We start from the raw sequence: 22839 nt of genomic DNA, 5'->3' as shown, positions 1-22839 counted from the left end.
TTAACCCTGTTCCCAGAAAGGAAATAAGTTACCAAATACTTGTAGCTAAATTATTTTTAGGTCATGAGTTTAAGCAGAGTTTAATCTGAGGTAAAGCTCAGATAAAAATTAATATTAAGTAATTTTACAAAATAATTTCAGAGATTTTATTAACCCTTAGATAACTCAATCTTTACTTGTTGCGATAACAGAATGTGCTAAATACATATCGTGTAATACTTCTTAAGCTTGCCATTATTTAGCATGGAATCTAATCACTCATTGAAGCTAAACCGCCGCCAGTTTTTGCTCCGTTCAACTATCACAGCAGGTGGAATTATTGCCACAAATTTTTTATCAAAATCTCAAGTTTTTGCCCAAGCACCTGCCATTATCACCTCAGATAAAATGCGTCCTGCTATACCTTATGGGATAGCTAGCGGAGATATATGCAACGATAGTATTGTTATTTGGAGTCGCAGCGATCGCCCCGCCAAAATGATCGTAGAATACTCTACCAGCGAATCTTTTCGTAATGTGCAGCGAGTTGTTGGACCCAATGCTTTAAAAAATAGCGACTTTACAGCACGACTTTATCTGAGGAACCTGCCACCAGACCAACAATTATTTTATCGGGTAATCTTCCAAGATTTAGATTATAAAGGCACCTACAGCGCTCCTGTCAAAGGCACTTTCCGAACTCCCCCCAAATCTGGGCGAGATATATTCTTTGTTTGGGGTGGCGACACTGCCGGTCAGGGATGGGGGATTAATCCTGATTTCGGTGGGATGAAAATTTATGAAGCTATGCGCCAACTTAATCCCGACTTTTTCATTCATTCTGGCGATAATATTTATGCTGATGGCCCGATTCAATCAGAAGTAACTTTAGACGACGGCACTATTTGGAAAAACATCACTACACCAGAAAAATCCAAAGTAGCAGAGACTCTCACAGAATATCGTGGCAACTATATTTACAATTTGCTGGATGAAAATATCAAGCGTTTCAACGCTGAAGTTCCGATATTGGCACAGTGGGACGACCACGAAACAAGGAACAATTGGTATCCTGAGCAAATTATCCTCAACGATGACCGTTATACAGTTAAGGATGTTAACTTGCTATCCCAAAGAGCAAGGCAAGCATTTTTGGAATATCTGCCTATTGGGTATACAACCAATGAGCCAGACAAAGCGAGAATTTATCGCTCCTTCAAGCATGGCCCATTATTAGACATTTTCATGCTGGATGAGCGCACCTATCGGGGCCCAAATAGCCCTAATAATCAGCCAGTAGCAGGTAAAGGCACAGCATTTGCGGGCAGAACACAAATACAATGGTTAAAAAGGCAATTGCTCTCATCAAAAGCAACATGGAAAGTGATTGCTAGTGATATGCCTTTGGGACTAATAGTTAGAGACGGTAGCACAGACTTTGAAGCTTGGGCTAACGGAGACGGTCCGGCTTTAGGAAGAGAACTAGAACTTGCCGATTTACTACGATTTATCAAAAACAAGAAAATCCAGAATATTGTTTGGTTAACTGCTGATGTACATTACGCAGCAGCCCATTATTACAACCCCGCTAAAGCGCAGTTTACCGACTTTAAGCCTTTTTGGGAGTTTGTCGCCGGGCCTTTGAACTCTGGTACATTTGGGCCTAACCAATTGGAAAATACCTTTGGCCCGCAATTGATATTTCAAAGCCTTCCTCCAGGGACGAAAGCAAATCGACCCCCAAGTGAAGGTTTCCAATTCTTTGGAGGAGTGAAAATTGATGCTTATACAAAGGTGATGACTGTAACATTGCGTAACTTAGTAGGTGAAACTCTTTACAGTGTAGATTTGCCACCAGAAAAATAAATCGTCAAAAACCTAGCGAAATATAGCCAGTTAGATAGAGTAATTATGCAATTTTTTACTGTATCTGCTGGCTTTGCTGTTTTTTGCTGAGATATTGAAGGATGAAAAACATAAAAAGTTACTTGAGAGGCATTTAGGGGAACTCTATAACTGTAGTTCCAAGATTGTGTCTTCAAAATTTATGACCAATGCACTTAACCACTCAATAGCTACACTTAATCTTTCTTTAGAACGCGATATATTTTTACGTACATTAATCAGAGAATTATCTGGCACATTGCAGGACGTAGTTGGCTTAGAAGAAGCCTCTGGATTTATTAGCGTAGTTGGTGAAAGGATGGGTAGGCAGATTAACCAAGATTACAAATCTGCCCTGGAAGTCTCCAACCTTTCTCGTAAGCAGGTAGCTGATGTCTTGATTGATTTAAAAAGACGAATCCAGGGCGATTTTTATGTAATTGAGCAGAATGATGAAAAAATTGTCTTTGGCAATCGCGTCTGCCCATTTGCCGAAAAAGTGCTGAATCGTCCTGCCATGTGCATGATGACTTCAAACGTCTTTGGGACGATCGCAGCTAATAATCTAGGATATGCGAAAGTAGAATTGCAAGAGACCATAGCACAGGGTGCTTCTGGATGTAGAGTTATTGTTTACTTAAAACTTACAGAGGAGGCAGAAGATGCAGAAGGTCGAGAATACTTTAGAGGATTAGAATCTGTGTAAAGCCTTCAGCACTAAACTAACCCCAGGATAAAAACTTAAGTGCAGATATGTAAAGTAAAGTTGAACCCCGAAAACCCCCATGACTCCTGAACAATTTCTTGAATTTGCCAGAGTTTTACCAGAGCCTTTACTTCTGGTGAGTGGAGAGGGTCTGCTGTTAGCTACCAATCAACCAGTAGCAGATATACTGGGGTTACGCCGTCAAGAAGTGCGGGGGAGAATGCTCTTTGAATTTGTAACTGAGTCTACTAACGATGTTGTAAAGTACCTGCAAGCCTGTTCAAGTAGCAGAGCAATGGTTATTGGCTCCTTGACTTTACGAAAGAATGATGGACAAACGTTAATATATCGTAGTCAAGGAGCCGTTATTCAACCTTGGTCTCCTGAATCTTCAGCTTTAATTCTTCTGCGTTTGGAAAAGAGAACTTTAGCCAGCAGTAATTTCGTTCTTCTGAATCAGAAAATCGATCAGTTAGCAAAAGAAGTTCACAGACGTAAAGAAGCAGAAGAAGCACTCAAAAAAGCAAATCAAGAGCTAGAAATTCGGGTTGAGGAACGTACAACTGCTTTACAAGAAACCCTAAACGAACTACAACTTACTCAAACTCAACTTGTTCAAGCTGAGAAAATGTCTAGTTTAGGACAGATGATCGCTGGTATTGCCCATGAAATTAATAACCCCGTGAGTTTTATTTATGGGAACCTTCACCACGCCTATGAATATACCCAGGATTTATTAAAATTGGTGCAAATTTATCAACAACTTTGTCCCATTACTCCCCCAGAAATCCAAGATGAAATAGAAGAAATAGATTTAGATTTTCTGATTCAAGATATAACTAAACTCTTCCAGTCAATGAAAGTAGGAACAGAACGAATTCAGGAAATTGTTAAATCTCTACGTAACTTTTCCAGACTTGACGAAGCAGAACTTAAGCAAGTTAATATTCATGAAGGAATCGATAATACTTTAATGATTTTAGAGCATCGCCTGCAAGCTAGGCATGATAAGTACCCAGAAATCAAAGTCATTAAAAAATATGGTCAACTGCCGAATGTAACTTGCTATGCTGGTCAACTCAACCAAGTATTTATGAATATTATTGTTAATGCAATCGATGCTCTGGAGGCATCAGCGAACAATAGTCAGTGGTCAGTAGTAAATCCCCAAACAACTGAAAATCAAAAACTGACAAAAAATAATCCCCAAATTCAAATTAAAACTGAGTTAATCGATGAAAAATGGATAGCAGTTAGTATTGCTGATAATGGTTTGGGGATAAATGAACAAGTTCGCTCAAAGCTATTTGATCCGTTTTTCACCACTAAAGCTGTGGGCAAAGGTACTGGACTAGGGCTATCTATAAGCTATCAGATTATAGTTGAAAAACATAAGGGAGAACTTAGGTGTTTTTCTACACCAGGAAAGGGTGCAGAATTTGTCATAAAGATACCAGTTAGCTTAGTCTAATAAAAAATTCCATGCATATGCCAATACGGTTCAGGTAAGGCTGAAAACTATGTAAATTAAGCATTGTTCACAAACCTTAAAATTGAGTGTGGTGCATCTCAAGGATTTATAATTGGTGTGTCCTGATATACGAAGTGCTGACCTACTTAAAGCAATTGAGAGCAAGCTAATATAACGAAGGGTAAATATCCTTTTTAGATTACCCTCAAAGATCCCAAAATTTACGTTATCAAGTTAGCTTGACAGCAATGGACTAAAGACTTTAATTTGGCACAGCGACAAATTAAAGTCACTCTACAGAATGCGATCGCACCATAAAGCAAAACTGAACCTGTTCTTCAATTGGTGCTGAACCACTTTTGATAAAGCTTTTGATAAGTGCCGTTTTCTTGTAGTGTTAGCAGGGCTTTATTAACAGGCTTTCGATAGGGACTATTTGCCCCAAAGACAATGCCATAGTTCTCCTTGCGAAAAACACTGCCAATAACTTTTACTTTTCCTTTGCCTTCACCAGACGCGTAGTAAAGCAGAACAGGCGCGTCAAAAACAACTGCATCTGCCTTTTCTTGTGAGAGTGCATCATAAGCTTGAGCAACCTTATTGAACTCTAGAACCTGAATATTTTGTTCATGCAGGTAGGTTGCCGATGTACTATTGATAACAGTGGCAACACGCTTGGATACTAGGTCATCTGGACCTTTAATATTTCCCTGTAGTTGATCCACCGTTAGCGAAGTAGTGACTGTAGCCGTAAAGTATGCAACAAAAACAACACTGGTAAACATCCAGACTACGGCTACTACCCGTCCGATTACACTCTTAGGCATTTCGTCAGCTTGGGTAGCCAGGGTTGCAGCTGCCCACCAGCAAGCTTTGAAAATACCAGGAAAATAGGACAAAGTTGGGATCATTCCTTCAGTCTGCTGACGCTCAAAAAACCAGATAATATGGGCTGGCACAAGAATAATTACCAAAATGATGCCAACAAGCTGTATTAGGGCAGGTGAGAAAATCACTGCTAATAAACTTGGTACTGATCTGACACCATTCTCATGATTTAGTACTAAAATCTGAAGTCCTGATTCAAACATTGGTTGAGAGAAATCAAAGTCTTTATCTCGCTCGGCAGTGATAGATATATTGCCAATTCCCACGTCTGCCTTACCAGATTTAATAGTAGACAGCAAGTCCTGAGTAGTTGGATTGACAAATATCTCGGACTTAACATTCATCTCCTCAGTGATGCTACGCCAAAGATCAATACTGAATCCAGTAATTTGACCGTTTTTCTCAAAGACAAAGGGTGTGGCTAATCCCGTCGCCACGCGTAGAGGTTTCGTTGGTTTCTGGGCTGACACCTGACTCGGCATTAGCACCAACACTAAAAATCCAACTCCCAACCACTTCCAGCAATTCAGGATGAGGGACTTACTAGTTTGGTTCTTTGTGTTCTTTCTTCCACACTTACTCGCTGACAGATTTAAGGAAAAGATTACTATACTCATTCAACTATCCGAATTAAGCTTTTCTTAAAGGCGCTTTCCCACCAATTGTCTACTAAAACAACCACAAAAAAACCTATCTGTCTTATAGTAAATTGAGCGCTTTTCTCGAATTCTACACCACGCTATCTCCAGTTGATTCCACTGCTAGACCTTGGGAACATCTGAGAAATAGAACAGAAGATCATCCTTGGATTTTAGATGCCGTGAATTTTGAAGATGAGCTGTGCCACTTGATGGTGCAAAAAATAGAAGCATAGTTGATTGCTGATATTAATGCTTTAAGAGAATTTTATGGGGAAGAATCTAGAGAAGATGGAATTGAGCGTTTGATGGCACAATATCAGAATATAGAGCAAATTTATAAAGAAATCTTGTATATCCAGTTAAAGACAGCTACCCGTCATTCAAAAAATGGTAAGTATGAAAAAGAACTAGAAGGACACACGCTCCAAAGCTTTTAGCGTTGTTGAATGTAACTAAGATTCGCCAAGCTTCGCCATACTGCGTTCGCCTCTTTACTAGACTAGCTGAAACAATGGGTACCTCAGCAAGCTAATATAACGAAGGGTAAAAAATCCTTGAGCGATCGCCCCTCAACTTTCACATCACGCTATCATCGAATATTGTGGGATTTCCGTGCGTAACTCAATAGCATCTATGACCGCTTCTCACTCTGAAACTCCATCTAACAAGCCCGACGCAAGTACTTTTATTTCTGACCATCGACAGGTAGACCGCAGTAAGCTAAGTCAAATGTATCTGCACTATGTCGAGACGAAGGATAAATATCCTCACGCAGTATTGCTGTATCGGGTAGGAGATTTCTTTGAATGCTATTTCCAAGATGCTGTAAAACTAGCCCAAGAATTGGAATTAGTCCTGACTAGCAAGCAAGCTGGGGAACAGGGACGAGTGGCGATGTCTGGTGTTCCACACCACGCTTGGGAACGCTACACGACGATGCTGGTAGAAAAAGGCTATGCAGTGGTAATTTGCGACCAAGTAGAAGATGCTTCTGAAGCTGCTGGTAGATTGGTGCGGCGAGAAGTAACGCGCATCCTGACTCCTGGGACTTTGCTGGAAGAGGGAATGCTCAAATCAAGTCGCAATAACTACTTAGCAGCAGTAGTAATTGCCGCAAATCATTGGGGTTTAGCCTATGCAGATATCTCTACAGGGGAATTTCTCACGACTCAAGGTAGTGATTTAGAACATTTGACACAAGAATTAATGCGCTTGCAACCTTCAGAGGTGTTAGTTCCGACAAATGCGCCTGATTTGGGTAGTTTGCTGCGTCCAGGAGAAACTTCGCCGCATCTCCCACAGTGTTTGCCACCATCATTTTGCTATAGTTTGCGATCGCAAGTTCCCTTTTCCCAAGCCGAAGCTAGACCTAGATTATTGCAGAAATTTAAGGTGCGATCGCTTGAAGGACTCGGTTGTGATCATCTTCCCCTCGCCGTTCGGGCAGCTGGTGGTCTTCTGGAATATCTGGAAGATACCCAAAAGGAAAACCCAGTTTCCCTCCAGAAACTTCGTACTTACACAGACAAAGATTATCTAATTGTTGACAATCAAACCCGCCGTAACCTGGAAATTACCCAAACTGTCCGGGATGGCACTTTTCACGGTTCTCTACTCTGGGCACTAGATAGAACTAGTACAGCGATGGGTGGGCGTGCTTTACGGCGGTGGTTATTGCAGCCACTACTCGATATTAAAGGCATTCGAGCACGTCTTGATACTATCCAAGAATTGATGGAAAATACGCCCCTGCGTCAAGATTTGCGGCAATTGTTACGCCAAATTTATGATCTGGAACGACTCACAGGAAGGGCGGGTTCTGGTACAGCTAATGCTAGAGATTTAGTAGCTTTGGCAGATTCTCTCTCCCGCTTACCGGAATTATCCCACTTAGTAACTGAGGCGCGTTCTCCTTTCCTCAAAGCTTTGCAGAAAGTCCCAAGTGTATTGGAAGAATTAGCACAAAAGTTACACGCGCATCTTGTGGAGTCGCCACCCATACTAATCAAAGAAGGCGGATTGATTCGTCCTAGCGTGAATTCCCTATTAGATGAAAGGAAAACGACTGTAGAAGCAGACCAGCAATGGATTGCCAATTTAGAAGTTGATGAGAGGGCTAAGACGGGAATTTCGACACTAAAGGTAGGATTTAACAAAACTTTTGGTTATTATATCAGTATTTCCCGCACCAAAGCCGACCAAGTACCCACTAATTACATCCGCAAGCAAACCCTGACGAATGAAGAACGTTACATCACCCCAGATTTGAAAGAACGAGAAGCCCGGATTCTCACGGCGCGGGATGATTTAAATCAGTTGGAATATGAGATTTTTACGGCGTTGCGGGAAGAGGTAGCACAAGAAGCGGAGGTAATTCGCAATCTCTCTCGGGCAGTGGCTGCGGCAGATGTGTTGTGCGGTTTGGCTGAGTTGGCGGTGCATCAAGGTTACTGTCGTCCAGAAATGTTGCCAGGAAGGGAGATAAACATTGTTGATGGCCGTCATCCAGTAGTGGAACAGTCTTTACCTCCTGGTTTCTTTGTGCCGAATTCGACTCAATTGGGGAGTAGGGAATCGGGAGTAGGGAGTAGTGAAGAAGAAATTTCCCCACTCCCCACTCCCCACTCTCCACTCCCTGATTTAATTATCCTCACCGGGCCAAACGCTAGTGGCAAAAGTTGTTATTTGCGTCAGGTAGGATTAATTCAGTTAATGGCTCAGATTGGTAGTTTTGTGCCAGCTAAGTTTGCCAGATTGGGAATATGCGATCGCATTTTCACTCGTGTAGGTGCAGTGGATGACCTTGCAACTGGTCAATCTACGTTCATGGTGGAGATGAATGAAACCGCAAATATTCTCAACCATGCCACATCTAGGTCACTGGTGCTGTTAGATGAAATTGGTCGGGGAACGGCAACTTTTGATGGTCTTTCCATTGCTTGGGCGGTGGCGGAATATATAGCAGTGGATATTCAGGCGCGAACGATTTTTGCGACTCATTATCATGAGTTAAATGAACTGGCAAGTATTTTGCCGAATGTGGCTAATTATCAAGTCACGGTGAAAGAATTACCCGACCAAATTATCTTCTTGCATCAAGTCCAACCGGGAGGCGCTGATAAGTCTTATGGGATTGAAGCGGGAAGATTGGCGGGTTTACCAGCGGTGGTGATTCAACGAGCAAAACAAGTTATGGGACAAATTGAGAAACACAGTAAGATTGCGATGGGGCTGCAAAATCTGGATTGATGTCTTACCGTATTTCCTTAACATTGTAAGCCGACGCATTAACAATGCGACCGATGCATTAACATTGTAAGCCGACGCATTAACAATGCGACCGATGCATTAATATTGTAAGCCGACGCATTAACAATGCAGCCAACACATTAACATTGTAAGCCGACGCATTAACAATGCGACCGATGCATTAACATTGTAAGCCGACGCATTAACTAATGCAGCCAACACATTAACATTGCAAGCCGACGCATTAACTAATGCAGCCAACACATTAACATTGCAAGCCGACGCATTAACTAATGCAGACCAATGCATTGCGTAATAAATTACTATCATGTAAGTACGTCATGTAGATAGGCTTGAAGATGAGCAACTCCTACAGCATTTGTCTTACCAAAATTGGTAACAGTGCAGTGTTTAGGCTACCAACTGAGTTTCATCAGCAGCATCTTCAGTTTGCCGATGTAGATGGTTGGACAGAGGTAAGTAAGTTGGCACAATAAAATCAAACTGTGTGAAGAAAAGTAAACAAGGCTCAAACCCTTTTTTCGCTCTGCTAAAAAGCCCCCTGCTTTATCCCAACAAGAATTATTTACGCCGACCTACTTATATGTTGATATCCTAGTTTAAAGGAGCAGGATAATTGCCAAGTAGTTGAAATCTTGTCAACCTTTATGCTTAAAATTGCACAAGAGGTTTATTTAGCATCTACTGACAGCTAAAGTTGACCCTTTGCAGGACTCCCCTAAGCCATGCTGACTGAAATTTTGCCTTTCCGTTTTGAATTAGATACGATCGCGATCGCTGGAGCGAGTTTGTGGTCATTAGCGCTATATCTAGGTTTCAACCCAGTCAGTGAATGGGTAATCGAGCAACTTAACCGCTGGTTTAACTTTGCGGAGCGATCGCTTTATACCAGCCAGTCAGAATTTGAAAGGACTCGTAAAGCCAGAGAATCCCAAAACGCTTTTTACGCCTCACTGTTTAGCATTGTGCCTTTTCTGGTCATTGGCGCTTTATTTAACTGGGGTGTGGAAATCAGTTTAGGTCGCGGTTGGGCAATTAGCACAGGCATACTAGCCTGTATTGGTTGCGGCATTTATGAACTAGGGCGAAGAGATGGACAGTCTTCCGATTAGCAACAGTAATACAAAGCGACAGCTGCGGTGAAGTAAGCTGTCGCGTCTAGAAACTAGGGTTTAGGTGTGGTCAAAGCCATCAGCAAACCTTGACCTCAGCTAAATTTATCCCTTTTTTCCGATTACCTATTGACAAATATGCAATTATATTAACCTGCCACTAAATCATCCTTATGAATTGCTAGAATATTTCCTCTCTGGCCTTCAGGAGATTCAAAGCTGAACAGTTCGCCTGTATTTTTAACTTTGAAAAACTGGTAACCAAGTTCCTTAAGAAAATTGAAGGCTCCATCCGCTGACAAATTAAGTCTTGCGCTTGTCTGAGAGCTGATCTCAAATATTACTTTCGGTTTCATCCGACTAAATAATGAAGTTGCACCCCGAAAGACAAGTTCCTCTGCTCCCTCTACATCCATCTTGATAAAATCCACTCGCTCAATCTCTTCATGAGCCAACACATGATCTAGAGTAGTGATCGGAACCTCTTCAAAACTTATCTCTTCACTTTTATCTGATCCCAAAGAATAACTCGTAGGAGCATTTTCAATATGATACAACTTAGCTGTACCTTCTTCTTCAGAAAGTGCCGATTTGAACAACTTGACGTTAGTCACGCTGTTGATTTCTAGATTATGCTCAATACTTTTTAAAGATTCTACTCCTGGTTCAAAGGAAAGAACTAGTCCAGAATCTCCGACTAATTTGCTAGCCAACAAGGTATAAATACCACAGTTGGCTCCTGCATCTATGAACACTTCACCTGATGAGAGGGTGCGCTCAATATAACCTAATTCAGGCTCATAAGTATCACGGAAAACAAAGAGACTAGTATTCCCTGTTCTATAAAAAGCAGGCGGTAAAAAAAAGCGAACATTCCACTTTTTAACTAAAATCGTTTGTGGAATAGAAAGCTGACAAACTATCCACCAATATATTAAACGGAAAGTAACTTTCAGAGGGGACTCTTTAAAAGCCCTATGATTTGTGAAATAATTAAATTTCCTTCGTAAACTTGATATCATAGTAAATCTAATACTTCCCTATCTATACTTCAAAAACTTTTCATGACGGCTTGTGGCATAGGGTATAAGGCATTGGTAACACACCTAATGCCCCATCGCCCTTTAACCCCAGAGGGGGTATCAAGTTTCCTATGCCCTGTTACTGCATTCTCAATTCCAGAAGATGGTATGATTGTACTTGTTTCCATGTAAGTGACCTGGATCACATTATTAATGTGTTCAAATTCACTTACTGACAAATATTTTAATAGTATAGGCTCTAATTGCACAAATATTTAATGAATTAAATTTGTGACTGGATAAACCCGATTTTTCAAGTTAAATCACATATTTAGCCTACCTACGTAGGCTAAATATGTGAGCCAGTGACTTTGAATCTCAGGGGATAATCAGATTTATGCAATAGGTCTATTAAAAAGCACACCTATGAAGCCCTTAGTGCCTCTGCACCCTTTGGTTGTGTCCAAACCCCTACTTGCCAATTTCCTCACAAACAATCTGTGCTATCCTCTGTGCTGCGCCGTTTTCGCCACGAACGCTATGTAGCTTGCTTCGCATCTCATCCAATTTTTCTGGATGGGCTAATAAGTCTAGTACCATTTCCCCAACTTCTTGCGGTTCGAGTTTACCCATAAGTTCAGGCACTATCTCTTCCTGTGCCCAGATATTTGGCCACGCTAATAAACCCTTATTTCTCACAAGTCTTAGGAATAGCCAATTAATCACCTTGGCAAAGGTGGTACCTACCCCCGGCAGATTTGCCAACAACCCAGGTAAACCATCCCAAGAACGCATAGCGTCAAGTTGCTGCGTTGGTAGCAAAACAAGCATTGGGACTCCTAAAGCACCGAGTTCAGCAGTGTTTGCCCCCACTGTAGTCAAGCAGATGCAGCACTGGGATAATAAGTCATAGGCAGGGTTTTCTTGCCACAGTTCTACAGTTAAGCCCGTTGTTGTTTTGAACAATGCCTTGCCTTTAGCGTCCTCTGGGACAATTAAGTCAGCACCACTAAAGCTAAAGGTTTCAGCAATAGAGTTCTTTTGGGGATCAGCAAAACTACCTAACGTTTGTAAATCCAAAGTCGGGGCTACAGGAATCACAAACTTAGTTTGGGGCCTTTTTGCGTGAACGTATTCGGCAATGCCTAAAGTTAATGGCACTCCTTGGGCTAATTTTGCCGCTTTTGACCCTGGCAGTAAACCAATCAATTCAGTTTTAAATGATGAAGTGATCGGCAGAAGGGAATTTGAATCTAGGCTTTCCCCGGCTTCACCTGCTGCTTCTAGCATCAAATCACCGACAACGGTGAATTTGTGAGCATATTTCTGGGGGATACCCTTAGCAACTTCAGGTTTCATCACGCCAAAGCGATCAATCCAGTTATGCCAACGGGCTTCCCATTCGGCGTAAATCACTGTGCGATATCCGAGCTTTTTGCCTATGACTACGGGGAAAATTTGATCGCCACCAAGGAAAACAACTACACCGCGACTTCTCCAGTCCCAATTTTCAAATGTTTTGCCCCGAAGCAAAAATTGCCAAAAATGCTCTGGTCCCTGAACTCTGTCTACTTCTGGGTAAGAAAGAGCGATCGCAGCTTCTTTTCCACTAGCATTTGAGCAAGGCGATAATACCACAGAAATCCTCACCACAGAACGGTCATCACCTAGTTCTTGCCGCAACGCCTTCACTACTGGACGCACCCAGGTTGTTACCTCACCTGGGCCATTTGATAGGATGAGAATATCTACTTGAGTCATTAGTTAATGGTCAGGAGTTGGGGACCATTAGTCAAGAGGGAAATATTACCTAATTCGTTCCTAATTTCTAGAGGCACAACATTACTGATATAATTGCAGGCTATGTTCGATAACGTCTGCAAGTTTCTGGCAGAGTCATTTTCAGCCGACTTTGCAACATGGCTACTTGGTGAACCAATTACACAATGTGCAGCAGAAATGATTGCCGCACAAAAATTCAATGAAATTAATAATATAGCAATTAAGACAATTTATGGCAGCGTCAGCAGTGGTACAGCTTGGCGACTTTTGAAATTAGAAAGGCAAACACTGAGTATTGATTTAAACGATTATACCGTTTTGTCAGTGGTAATACTATTGTGAATGTTAGTTTTGATGGTGCGGTAATGTTAAATATTTTTATCTTTGTGTCTTAGTGTCTCTGGTTAAAACAGGAACGCTTCAAAGGTAAGGAATGTACGCTAACACTCTCAAACCTCTATTATGTAAAAATTGAATCCTCTAGAGAACGTGGATTATGAATTCTTTTGGAAGCGTCTAATATTTCTAACTCAATAATATTTCTGTCTTCATCACGATCTAAAATTACCCCTGGCTTTTCTTGGTCACTATCTTCTATGGCTATATCACTCAATACAATCCTTAATTCCGATGGTTTCAAATGAATTTTACTTTGATTTTTACATACAATAACTATATTTTAGATTAGAGGAAAACATTTACAAAATACTTTAGAAAAAAGAGAATAAACCGCGTCCACCTTGAAAACTCTAGTTCTTTCCATATGAAAAGGAAAACCCTCATCCCCCAGCCCCTTCTCCCAATATTGCCAGAAGCGGAGCCGGAAAAAAGTCCCTCTCCTTACTGGGAGAGGGATTTAGGGTGAGGGCAAAAACTACGGTTCTCAACGTAGATGAGGTTTAAATCAATTAAAATATACAAACTGTTTTCTGAGACTATTTCATCTGCTGTAAATCTGCTAATAGATAGATTGCACTTTTGTCAGGTTTGAGGTTGAACTGCGATCACGTAGCGTGCCGGAGGCAATCGCAGCAGCTGCTCACAAGTAAGTCTCTTACTGATCATAAACTGTGGGTTTATTATTAACTATCCAACCCAATATTATTAAATAACTATTTAACGATTAAAAATACGTAACAAAATATTTACAAAAAGGAAAGTAGATACTTACCGATTTACCACTTTTTGTGAAAATATATTTCGTTTTTTATATCGATTTGTGTCAGATAGACGATAAAATGCCCAGTGGGTAAGTGTTTTCTGATAAAAAACACATATTGCCGAAGATAAATAGTTACCTGTGGCTGCTGATGCCGCTAGTAACTTCCAGTAGAGAACACGCATCAAAGGAGCCGAAGAAGCATGTTCACCCACGTCAAGTCCACCATTAGACACATTGCGCCTGATAACTTACGCGGACGTAATTTAATCAAGGTGGTCTATGTCGTGCTTGAGTCCCAGTACCAGAGTGCATTGTCGCAAGCGGTTCGCACGATTAACGCGAGCAATCCTAACTTGGCGATTGAAATCAGCGGGTACTTGATTGAGGAACTCCGCGACCCAGAGAACTACCAGGAGTTCAAACGAGAAATTGAGAGTGCGAATATCTTCATCGCTTCCCTCATTTTCATCGAAGACTTAGCACAGAAAGTAGTAGCAGCAGTAGAACCACACCGCGATCGCCTAGATGTTGCCGTTGTCTTTCCCTCCATGCCAGAAGTAATGCGCCTAAATAAAATGGGCACTTTTTCCTTGGCACAGTTGGGTCAGTCAAAAAGTGCGATCGCTCAATTCATGCGGAAACGCAAAGAAAAATCCGGTGCGGGATTCCAAGATGGGATGCTGAAGCTTTTGCGAACCCTACCGCAAGTGCTGAAGTTTTTACCGATGGACAAGGCACAGGATGCCCGAAATTTCATGCTCAGTTTTCAGTATTGGCTAGGTGGTTCTCCAGAAAATCTGGAAAACTTCTTGCTGATGCTAGCTGATAAATACGTATTTAAAGGTTTAGAGAAACAAATTGCAGCTTCTACATATCAACAACCGGTGGTTTATCCCGATTTAGGGATTTGGCATCCTTTGGCTCCCAGTATGTTTGAAGATGTCAGAGAGTACCTCAATTGGTATACAGTTCGTAAAGATATTTCTAGTGATCTCAAAGATCCCTTAGCTCCTTGTGTCGGCTTGGTATTGCAACGCACTCACCTAGTTACAGGGGATGATGCCCATTATGTAGCTATGGTACAGGAGTTGGAAGCACTAGGCGCACGGGTACTACCTGTTTTTGCTGGTGGTTTGGATTTCTCCAAGCCTGTGGATGCCTACTTCTACGAACCAAATACCAACATACAGTTAGTAGATGCAGTGATATCGCTGACTGGTTTTGCTTTAGTGGGTGGTCCAGCCAGACAAGACCATCCCAAAGCAATTGAGTCACTCAAACGCTTAAACCGTCCTTACATGGTGGCGTTACCTTTAGTCTTCCAAACCACAGAAGAGTGGATGGATAGCGATTTAGGCTTGCATCCGATTCAAGTAGCTTTACAAATTGCGATTCCGGAATTAGATGGGGCAATTGAACCGATTATCTTATCGGGTAGGGATGGGACTACAGGAAAAGCGATCGCCCTGCGCGATCGGGTTGAAGCGGTAGCTGAACGCGCCTTAAAATGGGCTAGCCTCCGCCGGAAGCCGAAGCTTGATAAAAAAGTCGCGATCACCGTTTTCAGCTTCCCACCAGATAAAGGTAACGTCGGAACCGCCGCTTACTTGGATGTATTCGGTTCCATCTATGAGGTGATGAAAGCCCTCAAAAATAACGGCTACGACTTACCCGAATTACCAGAATCAGCCGAAGCGTTGATGCAAGAAGTCATCCATGACGCTCAAGCGCAGTACAACAGCCCTGAACTTAACATTGCTTACAAAATGTCGGTTCCTGAGTATGAGGCACTCACCCCCTACTCTCAACGCCTAGAGGAAAACTGGGGGCCACCTCCGGGACATCTCAACAGTGATGGGCAAAACCTGCTGATTTATGGTAAGCAATTCGGTAATGTCTTCATTGGTGTCCAACCTACATTTGGTTACGAAGGCGATCCGATGCGGCTGTTGTTCTCCCGTTCAGCTAGTCCTCACCACGGTTTTGCTGCCTACTACACTTACCTAGAGCAAGTTTGGAAAGCTGATGCTGTACTCCACTTTGGTACACACGGTTCCTTGGAATTCATGCCAGGTAAACAGATGGGGATGTCTGGTGATTGTTATCCAGATAACTTGATTGGCTCAATTCCGAATTTGTATTACTACGCAGCCAATAATCCGAGTGAAGCGACAATTGCCAAACGTCGGAGTTATGCCGAAACAATTTCCTACTTGACACCTCCAGCAGAGAATGCTGGTTTGTATAAAGGTTTAAAGGAACTCAGCGAATTAATTGCTTCCTATCAAACCTTGAAAGATAGTGGACGCGGCATTTCCATTGTTAACAGCATCATGGATAAATGCCGGATCGTGAATCTGGATAAGGATATCAACCTGCCAGAAACCGATTCCAAAGAAATGAGTGCCGATGAGCGGGATAATATTGTTGGCAACGTCTACCGCCGGTTGATGGAAATCGAGTCTAGGTTGTTGCCTTGTGGTTTGCACGTCATTGGGAAACCGCCAAGTGCAGAAGAAGCGATCGCAACTCTTGTCAACATTGCTAGTCTAGATCGTCAGGAAGAAGGACTTCAAGGTTTACCGGGAATTATCGCTAACAGCATTGGGCGTAATATTGACGATATTTACCAAAGTAACGACAGAGGCATTTTAGAGGATGTCCAATTACTGCAAGATATCACTTTAGCAACCCGTGCAGCAGTTGGGGCACTTGTCCAAGAGCAAACCGACGCTGAAGGGCGAGTTTCTTTAGTTTCCCGGTTGAATTTCTTCAACATGGGCAAAAAAGAACCTTGGGTAGAAGCATTGCATAAAGCAGGTTATTCCAAAGTCGATAGCGCAGCCCTAAAACCCCTGTTTGAGTATTTGGAATTCTGCCTCCAGCAAGTTTGTGCCGACAACGAACTAGGAGCATTACTCAGAGGCTTAGAAGGCCAGTACATCCTACCTGGCCCTGGTGGTGATCCCATCCGCAACCCGGATGTATTACCCACGGGTAAGAATATCCATGCACTAGATCCGCAATCCATCCCAACAACAGCAGCAGTCCAATCAGCCAAAATTGTCGTAGATCGGCTTTTGGCACGTAACAAGGCAGAAAACGAAGGTAAATGGCCAGAAACCATCGCCTGCGTCCTCTGGGGAACCGATAACATCAAAACTTACGGCGAATCCCTAGCGCAAATTATGTGGATGGTGGGCGTGCGTCCGGTTCCGGATGCCTTGGGACGGGTGAACAAATTGGAATTGATATCTCTAGAAGAGTTGGGACGCCCCAGAATTGATGTGGTAATCAACTGTTCTGGTGTATTCCGCGATTTGTTCATCAACCAAATGAACCTGCTAGATCAAGGCGTGAAGATGGCGGCTGAGGCAGATGAACCCTTAGAAATGAACTTTGTTCGCAAACACGCTTTGCAACAAGCTGAGGATATGGGGATTAATCTGCGTCAAGCAGCAACTCGCGTCTTCTCCAACGCTTCTGGTTCCTACTCGTCAAATATCAACTTGGCGGTAGAAAACAGTACTTGGGATAGTGAAGCCGAGTTGCAGGACATGTATCTCAACCGGAAATCCTTCTCCTTCAATTCCGATAACCCCGGAATAATGGACGAATCTCGACAGATTTTTGAAAGTACATTGAAAACTGCTGATGCAACTTTCCAAAATCTGGATTCTTCCGAGATTAGCTTGACGGACGTTTCCCATTACTTTGATTCAGATCCCACTAAGCTTGTGGCAAGTCTGCGGGGTGATGGGAAAAAACCAGCATCTTATATTGCAGATACAACTACAGCTAACGCCCAAGTGCGGACATTATCAGAAACCGTGCGCTTGGATGCGCGTACCAAATTGTTAAATCCGAAATGGTACGAGGGGATGCTCAATCATGGTTACGAAGGTGTGCGCGAACTCTCCAAGCGATTGGTAAATACAATGGGTTGGAGTGCGACAGCTGGGGCTGTGGATAACTGGATTTACGAGGATACTAACGAAACATTCATCAAAGATGAAGAAATGCAGAAACGGTTGATGAACCTTAATCCCCATTCTTTCCGCAAGGTTGTATCAACTTTATTGGAAGTGAATGGACGCGGTTATTGGGAGACTAGCGAGGAGAATTTAGATCGTCTGCGCGAGTTGTACCAAGAAGTTGAAGACCGGATTGAAGGGATAGAATAGAACTAAAGGGGCAGGCGTGATGCCTGCCTTAATATTTCAAATCCGGGATACCACTATGAATGCTTTAACCGTCAATCTTAAACCAGCATTGGAACTGACAGATGAGCAATTTTTTCAGATATGTCAGGCAAACCGTGACTTAAAATTTGAACGTACTGCAACGGGAGAATTAATTATCATGCCACCTACGGGGGGAGAAACGGGAAATCGGAATGGGAGACTAAATCAACAATTATTTAATTGGACTGATATTGATGGTACTGGCATCGCTTTTGATTCTTCTACTTGTTTTAAATTGCCTAATGGTGCAGATCGTTCCCCTGATGCTGCTTGGATAAAATTAGAAAGATGGGATGCTTTAACTGCTGAGCAAAAAGAAAAGTTTCCCCCTATTTGTCCTGATTTTGTCATTGAGTTACTTTCCCCAAGTGATAGTTTGAAGGTTGCACAGGACAAGATGAGGGAATATTTAGATAATGGTGTGCGTTTAGGTTTTTTAATTAATCGTAAATCTCGACAAGTTGAGATTTATAGACAAGGCCAAAAGGTTGAGGTGTTGGATTCTCCTGCTACGTTAGCAGGAGAAGATGTTCTAAAGGGTTTTGTCTTAAATTTGGGCATGATTTGGTAAGATTTACAATTATGGATAATTGGCAAGATATTACTGATGATAGATTAGTAAGACCAATACATCCTGGCGAAGTAATTGCAGATATTTTAGATGATCTAGATATTAATACCGCAAATTTTGCAGAGATTTTAGGAGTATCTAATCAAAGAATTCAGGAAATTATTAATGGTAACAGATCAATTACAGTAGATATAGCAATACGTCTTGGTAAAGCTTTAGGAAATGGGCCAAGACTTTGGCTTAATCTTCAGCAAAAAGTTGAGCTTTGGGATGCTTTGCAAAGCCATAAAGAAGAATATGAGCAAGTGATGACATTAGTTTAGAAGAAATTGTGAAGAATTATTTTTTGAATAATTGAAGTTTACAGTAATTTTTAGATAAGGGAACCAAATTTTTAAATCTCACGCATAACCAATAAGATAGGAGGCATCGTATCACCGTGCCTTTTTCATTTATCTGAATTTTCACTGGATGTATAAAAAGAAGACAGGTTAGCGGAAGCTATTGGCGAACTGTTTACCTATTTTTTAGGGTATTGTTGATTATAAAAAAAGATACAGCGCTGAAGCTAGTAAATATAAGTTTTTAAGGTTATCTGTAGGATAGTGACTCTAAATATTCTGTAGACTTTAGTAGTAAGTAGATTTATTTCTATAATAAAAATTGATATGGACATACTCTTTAAACAATTAGTAGATTCTACAAAGCCAAGCCTTGACATAAGTTTAGTAAAAGACTTGACAAGTTTGTATGAACACTACGGAATTCAGTGTGAAAATAGCCTGATGCTTTCTCAGGTTGAGAAGCATCTATATGAAAATATTCAAGATAATCTTATAGGTAATCAGTTGTACAAAGCGCAGCTTTTTATTCTTAAAGAGCAACTACTTCTAACTCACTTTATCAAATCAAAAAAATTGCAACCATACCTCGGAATTATAGAAATTGTTATTGATGCTATCAGGAGCAAGGATGATACACCAGATCAGTCAATTCGCCAAGTAGTAAGTCTTGAGGATGAGGATAAATGGCATATTGCACTCCAATCAGCTTGGGATTTAACAGTTATTAGCCCACAAAAGCTTGAGTATAATTTACAGGATTTAAAGAGACGGTATAGAAGACAATTTGTAGTAAGCAACTCTGCAAAGATTTTGCAGAGGGAAGGTTACGAAGTTGACATTGAAGATGGAAGGGTTGTAATAGATGAATCTCAAGCAAGGAGGATAGCTAACCGTATAGAAGCTGACATTAGATTGTTAGGCGGAATTGAGGCTTTAAGAAAATTATTTGAAGTAATTAAGCCTTGTTATAACGAGAAGCAAGGGAGATATCATTTAGGTAGAACCGTTTAATAGTCTAATCCAAAATGATTTTCCATCAATTCCTGTTGCATATCTGCTGAATCTGTGTGTTAAACATCCAAGAAGACAGATACTGGTAGCTGTTGAAAGTCCTGACAAAATTTGGAAAAGAATACTAAAAATCTCTATTGCGTTTACATCTAGAATAGATGTACAAACAGACAATCAATTTGCTTTATTGTTTCACAGTACTGATACAATAATTCCATTCTTACAAGAACTAGCAGTATATGATAACTTATTTTGTTTCGTTCAACTGCGTCCCTCCGATGTTCCTAAAATGATCCAAGGACTGTTTTCTGGGTTTTCTGAAACTATCCAACAGAATTTAGGATGGACTCCTGAGCAAGCAACAATAATAGCAGAGAGAATACTTAAACTAGCCGAGGGTAAACTATATCCAGTAACTTTTCAAGCTAGACAAATATATAGTCGAAAATTAAATATAGGGAAGGATAAAATAGAGAAAATACTGACCGTTTATTCTCATGAACTAAGTTCTGTTAATTCAAATTTCCATATACCACAGGATCTAAGCCAGATATCTCCCGAAAATTATTTTCAGCATAAACCTTTAATTCGACTGAGTAAAGATGAGTATTTATTAACTAGCTCTTCAATTTGTTCACCTGCTTTTTATAAAGCTATTGTATCCGAACTTCGAGCAAAAGTGGAATCAAAAATTAACGATAAGCTAGGAGATAAAATAGAAGATTTTATTAAAGGCGAGTTTTTAAGACGAGGAATCAGGTTTAATTTTGGTAAGTACAGTGGAACTCAAAAAGGTAAAGTTGATGAAATCGATATCGTAGTAGAAGCATCCAACACATTAATTTTCTTTGAGGTAAAGGCAAAACCACTTACAAGAAGATCAAGATGTGGTAGTGATTTGAATCTCTTGTTTGATTTGTCTGACTCTTTACTTACATCACAGATTCAAATAAATAAACATGAGATTTATATTAGAAAAAATGGCTCTATCTCTCTGAAAAATGGTTCTATTTTTGAGCTAAATGATAGAGATATCGCACAAGTTTCAATTACACTTCTCGATTTTGGAAGCTTCCAAGATAGAACTGTTGTATTCCAGCTTCTAGAAAATATGTTGTTGGGAAAAGTCGAGGCAAGTGATGATGTAAACAAAGTTGAAAAATTGAATAAGAAACTCAATGATTTTAAACTTCAGTTTAATGAACTTGTTCAACTAGATCCAACAAGAGCAAAGAATCCTTTCTATAACTGTTGGTTCTTAAGTGTACCCCAACTACTTATACTCCTCGATAATGTAAATTCTAGTGATGATTTAAAGCGTGAGCTTTGGAGAACTCGTAGCATCACTACAAGTTCCTTAGATTTTTACAGAGAATATGAGTATGCAAGGGAACTTGCAGCAGCTAGAGATTCTACGTAAAAAAGTTAGTTTGAGAAATTAAATGTCTACATAAGGTGATAGCTCACTCTTCCACAACAGGCGATGTCTCCCGACAAGCTGCTTTGCGTCTACGAAGTGCGTTATACCAATTCTCCATGAAGATGCACTTAATCTTGAAAAACGAACCGCCAAGAACGCCAAGAACGCCAAGGAAGAGAAAGATAATTATTTAGTGCAAGCTTATAAAGAATTGGTATTAGCATAGCTCACCGTAGGTATCACTCTTTTGTGAACTATAATTTTCTTCATGGCAAAATCTAAAAGCTATTGCAATGCTTAGGTCGAAATAATCTAAAATCTCGCTGATCTAAGGTAAGTATTTTTTTAATACCATAGCGTTCAGCTATAGCCATAACACTTGCATCTACAAAATCAATCCGACTATCTGTATACTCATCCAAGATTTCTGCCACACGAATTATATCTTGGTCTGTCAAAGCTACCAATCTAAATCGACTCGCAGATAGTCCTTGCAAAAAAGCTATAACTGTCGCTACACCTGCATTACGTCCTACTAAATAAGCTAATTCTGCCAATACTGTTTGTGGTAACAGAATTTGTTTTTGTTGTATATATACTGTTGCAACAATACTGTGCATTGCATCCGAACGGTTCAACAATGCTACAACAAAACCCGTATCAGCCACCACTGAGATTATTTCCACGTCCAACCAGATTTTTCAGTAATTTCCTGTTGGAGAATATCTTCAGAATTTGTAGCCAAATCAGGTGTTTCTGCAAATAAGCCAATTAATGGGTCAGACACAGCATTATCAACTGGTTCTAGCAATTGGGTTTCGAGATATACCTTAACAGCTTCACTGACAATTGATTCAGGAGATTGTCCTCGTTGACTAGCCAGATTTGTGACTTTTTCTAGTAAAGTCTGTTCCGGTTTCCAGTTAAATGTAGAGTCCACAAGATAAGTTATTTTTATTTAATGATAAATATATTCTAACAAATAGGGGTTTGATGCTCACTATTATACTTTTTTGTCTTTAAGTCAAATATACACAGCGATACTTACGGTAAGCTACGCTAACGCTCACTCTTGGACAACAGGCGATATCTAACAAGAAGCCGAAGAAGCGTCTAAGCCTTGTTTTTGAAGGTTTCTGCAAGGCGATCGCACTCACTTTTCCACAACAGGCGATGTCACTCGACAAGCCGCTGCGCGTCTACGCTTTGTTTTTGAGGTTTTCTGTAAGGCGATACTTACGGTGAGCTTTATTGGAAATATAGGGATAAGCGATCGCTTCTATATTTCCAATGATATCAGAATATGATATCATTAAATTAATGACTATACTT

General features: G+C 40.9%; 20 protein-coding genes. 13 read left to right on the top strand and 7 right to left on the bottom strand.

All coding sequences use genetic code 11. The annotated features are described in order from the left end of the window. Positions 1 to 243: 243 nt before the first annotated feature. From V7K46_RS04405 to V7K46_RS04395, 3 genes are all read left to right on the top strand, one after another. Entirely contained in the window at positions 244 to 1845 is a 1602-nt protein-coding gene (locus V7K46_RS04405; protein ID WP_335111422.1) for an alkaline phosphatase D family protein, read from the top strand. Between the two features lie 181 nt (positions 1846 to 2026). Next, positions 2027 to 2569 (top strand): methanogen output domain 1-containing protein, encoded by a 543-nt coding sequence (locus tag V7K46_RS04400; RefSeq protein ID WP_335111421.1) that lies wholly within the window; start codon positions 2027 to 2029, stop codon positions 2567 to 2569. A 79-nt stretch (positions 2570 to 2648) separates the two neighbouring features. Beyond that, positions 2649 to 4040 (top strand): ATP-binding protein, encoded by a 1392-nt coding sequence (locus V7K46_RS04395; protein WP_335111420.1) that lies wholly within the window; start codon positions 2649 to 2651, stop codon positions 4038 to 4040. Between the two features lie 338 nt (positions 4041 to 4378). Here V7K46_RS04395 and V7K46_RS04390 read toward each other — a convergent pair whose 3' ends face one another. Further along, positions 4379 to 5440, bottom strand: a complete 1062-nt coding sequence (locus tag V7K46_RS04390; RefSeq protein WP_335111419.1) for a transporter substrate-binding domain-containing protein — start codon at positions 5438 to 5440, stop codon at positions 4379 to 4381. Positions 5441 to 5802: 362 nt separating this feature from the next. On the opposite strand from V7K46_RS04390, the gene V7K46_RS04385 reads away from it, so the two are divergent. The 4 genes from V7K46_RS04385 to V7K46_RS04370 all read left to right on the top strand — a co-directional run bounded on the left by V7K46_RS04385 (position 5803) and on the right by V7K46_RS04370 (position 9951). Next, entirely contained in the window at positions 5803 to 6006 is a 204-nt protein-coding gene (locus V7K46_RS04385; protein WP_335111418.1) for a hypothetical protein, read from the top strand. Positions 6007 to 6202: 196 nt separating this feature from the next. Then, a complete protein-coding gene (mutS, locus tag V7K46_RS04380) occupies positions 6203 to 8818 on the top strand; it encodes a DNA mismatch repair protein MutS (RefSeq protein WP_335111417.1) in 2616 nt (871 codons plus the stop codon). 359 nt (positions 8819 to 9177) lie between these two features. After that, complete coding sequence (locus V7K46_RS04375; protein ID WP_335111416.1) at positions 9178 to 9315, top strand: hypothetical protein; 138 nt, start codon at positions 9178 to 9180, stop codon at positions 9313 to 9315. Positions 9316 to 9564: 249 nt separating this feature from the next. After that, positions 9565 to 9951 carry a hypothetical protein gene (locus V7K46_RS04370; RefSeq protein ID WP_335111414.1) on the top strand — a complete coding sequence of 129 codons (387 nt, stop codon included), beginning with the start codon at positions 9565 to 9567 and terminating at the stop codon, positions 9949 to 9951. A gap of 149 nt (positions 9952 to 10100) precedes the next feature. Here V7K46_RS04370 and V7K46_RS04365 read toward each other — a convergent pair whose 3' ends face one another. Continuing rightward, positions 10101 to 10973, bottom strand: a complete 873-nt coding sequence (locus V7K46_RS04365) for an FkbM family methyltransferase (protein ID WP_335111412.1) — start codon at positions 10971 to 10973, stop codon at positions 10101 to 10103. A gap of 471 nt (positions 10974 to 11444) precedes the next feature. Next, positions 11445 to 12734: a lipid-A-disaccharide synthase gene (locus tag V7K46_RS04360; RefSeq protein ID WP_335111410.1), complete on the bottom strand. Its 1290-nt coding sequence runs from the start codon at positions 12732 to 12734 to the stop codon at positions 11445 to 11447. 102 nt (positions 12735 to 12836) lie between these two features. On the opposite strand from V7K46_RS04360, the gene V7K46_RS04355 reads away from it, so the two are divergent. After that, the gene (locus tag V7K46_RS04355; protein WP_335111408.1) at positions 12837 to 13097 is read left to right on the top strand and encodes a hypothetical protein; all 261 of its coding nucleotides are present in this window, start codon (positions 12837 to 12839) and stop codon (positions 13095 to 13097) included. 118 nt (positions 13098 to 13215) lie between these two features. Here V7K46_RS04355 and V7K46_RS04350 read toward each other — a convergent pair whose 3' ends face one another. Continuing rightward, entirely contained in the window at positions 13216 to 13395 is a 180-nt protein-coding gene (locus V7K46_RS04350) for a DUF2283 domain-containing protein (protein ID WP_335111406.1), read from the bottom strand. A gap of 527 nt (positions 13396 to 13922) precedes the next feature. After that, positions 13923 to 14150 (bottom strand): hypothetical protein, encoded by a 228-nt coding sequence (locus V7K46_RS04345; protein ID WP_335111566.1) that lies wholly within the window; start codon positions 14148 to 14150, stop codon positions 13923 to 13925. Here V7K46_RS04345 and V7K46_RS04340 point away from each other — a divergent pair. The 5 genes from V7K46_RS04340 (at position 14118) to V7K46_RS04320 (ending at position 21507) form a co-directional block, all read left to right on the top strand. Beyond that, the gene (locus tag V7K46_RS04340) at positions 14118 to 18101 is read left to right on the top strand and encodes a magnesium chelatase subunit H (protein ID WP_335111404.1); all 3984 of its coding nucleotides are present in this window, start codon (positions 14118 to 14120) and stop codon (positions 18099 to 18101) included. The genes V7K46_RS04345 and V7K46_RS04340 overlap by 33 nt on opposite strands. Before the next feature lie 55 nt (positions 18102 to 18156). Next, entirely contained in the window at positions 18157 to 18732 is a 576-nt protein-coding gene (locus tag V7K46_RS04335; protein ID WP_335111557.1) for a Uma2 family endonuclease, read from the top strand. 11 nt (positions 18733 to 18743) lie between these two features. Then, a complete protein-coding gene (locus tag V7K46_RS04330; RefSeq protein ID WP_335111402.1) occupies positions 18744 to 19055 on the top strand; it encodes a HigA family addiction module antitoxin in 312 nt (103 codons plus the stop codon). Between the two features lie 345 nt (positions 19056 to 19400). Continuing rightward, a complete protein-coding gene (locus V7K46_RS04325) occupies positions 19401 to 20087 on the top strand; it encodes a hypothetical protein (RefSeq protein WP_335111400.1) in 687 nt (228 codons plus the stop codon). Positions 20088 to 20376: 289 nt separating this feature from the next. Then, the gene (locus V7K46_RS04320; RefSeq protein WP_335111398.1) at positions 20377 to 21507 is read left to right on the top strand and encodes a hypothetical protein; all 1131 of its coding nucleotides are present in this window, start codon (positions 20377 to 20379) and stop codon (positions 21505 to 21507) included. Between the two features lie 278 nt (positions 21508 to 21785). Here V7K46_RS04320 and V7K46_RS04315 read toward each other — a convergent pair whose 3' ends face one another. Next, a complete protein-coding gene (locus V7K46_RS04315; protein ID WP_335111396.1) occupies positions 21786 to 22178 on the bottom strand; it encodes a type II toxin-antitoxin system VapC family toxin in 393 nt (130 codons plus the stop codon). A gap of 5 nt (positions 22179 to 22183) precedes the next feature. Next, entirely contained in the window at positions 22184 to 22447 is a 264-nt protein-coding gene (locus V7K46_RS04310; protein ID WP_335111394.1) for a hypothetical protein, read from the bottom strand. Positions 22448 to 22839 lie beyond the last annotated feature (392 nt).

The organism is Nostoc sp. (assembly GCF_036917395.1).
In the GTDB taxonomy this organism is placed as follows: domain Bacteria; phylum Cyanobacteriota; class Cyanobacteriia; order Cyanobacteriales; family Nostocaceae; genus Nostoc.
Note: the sequence above shows the minus strand (reverse complement) of the source record. Positions and strands in the feature narration are given on the sequence as shown.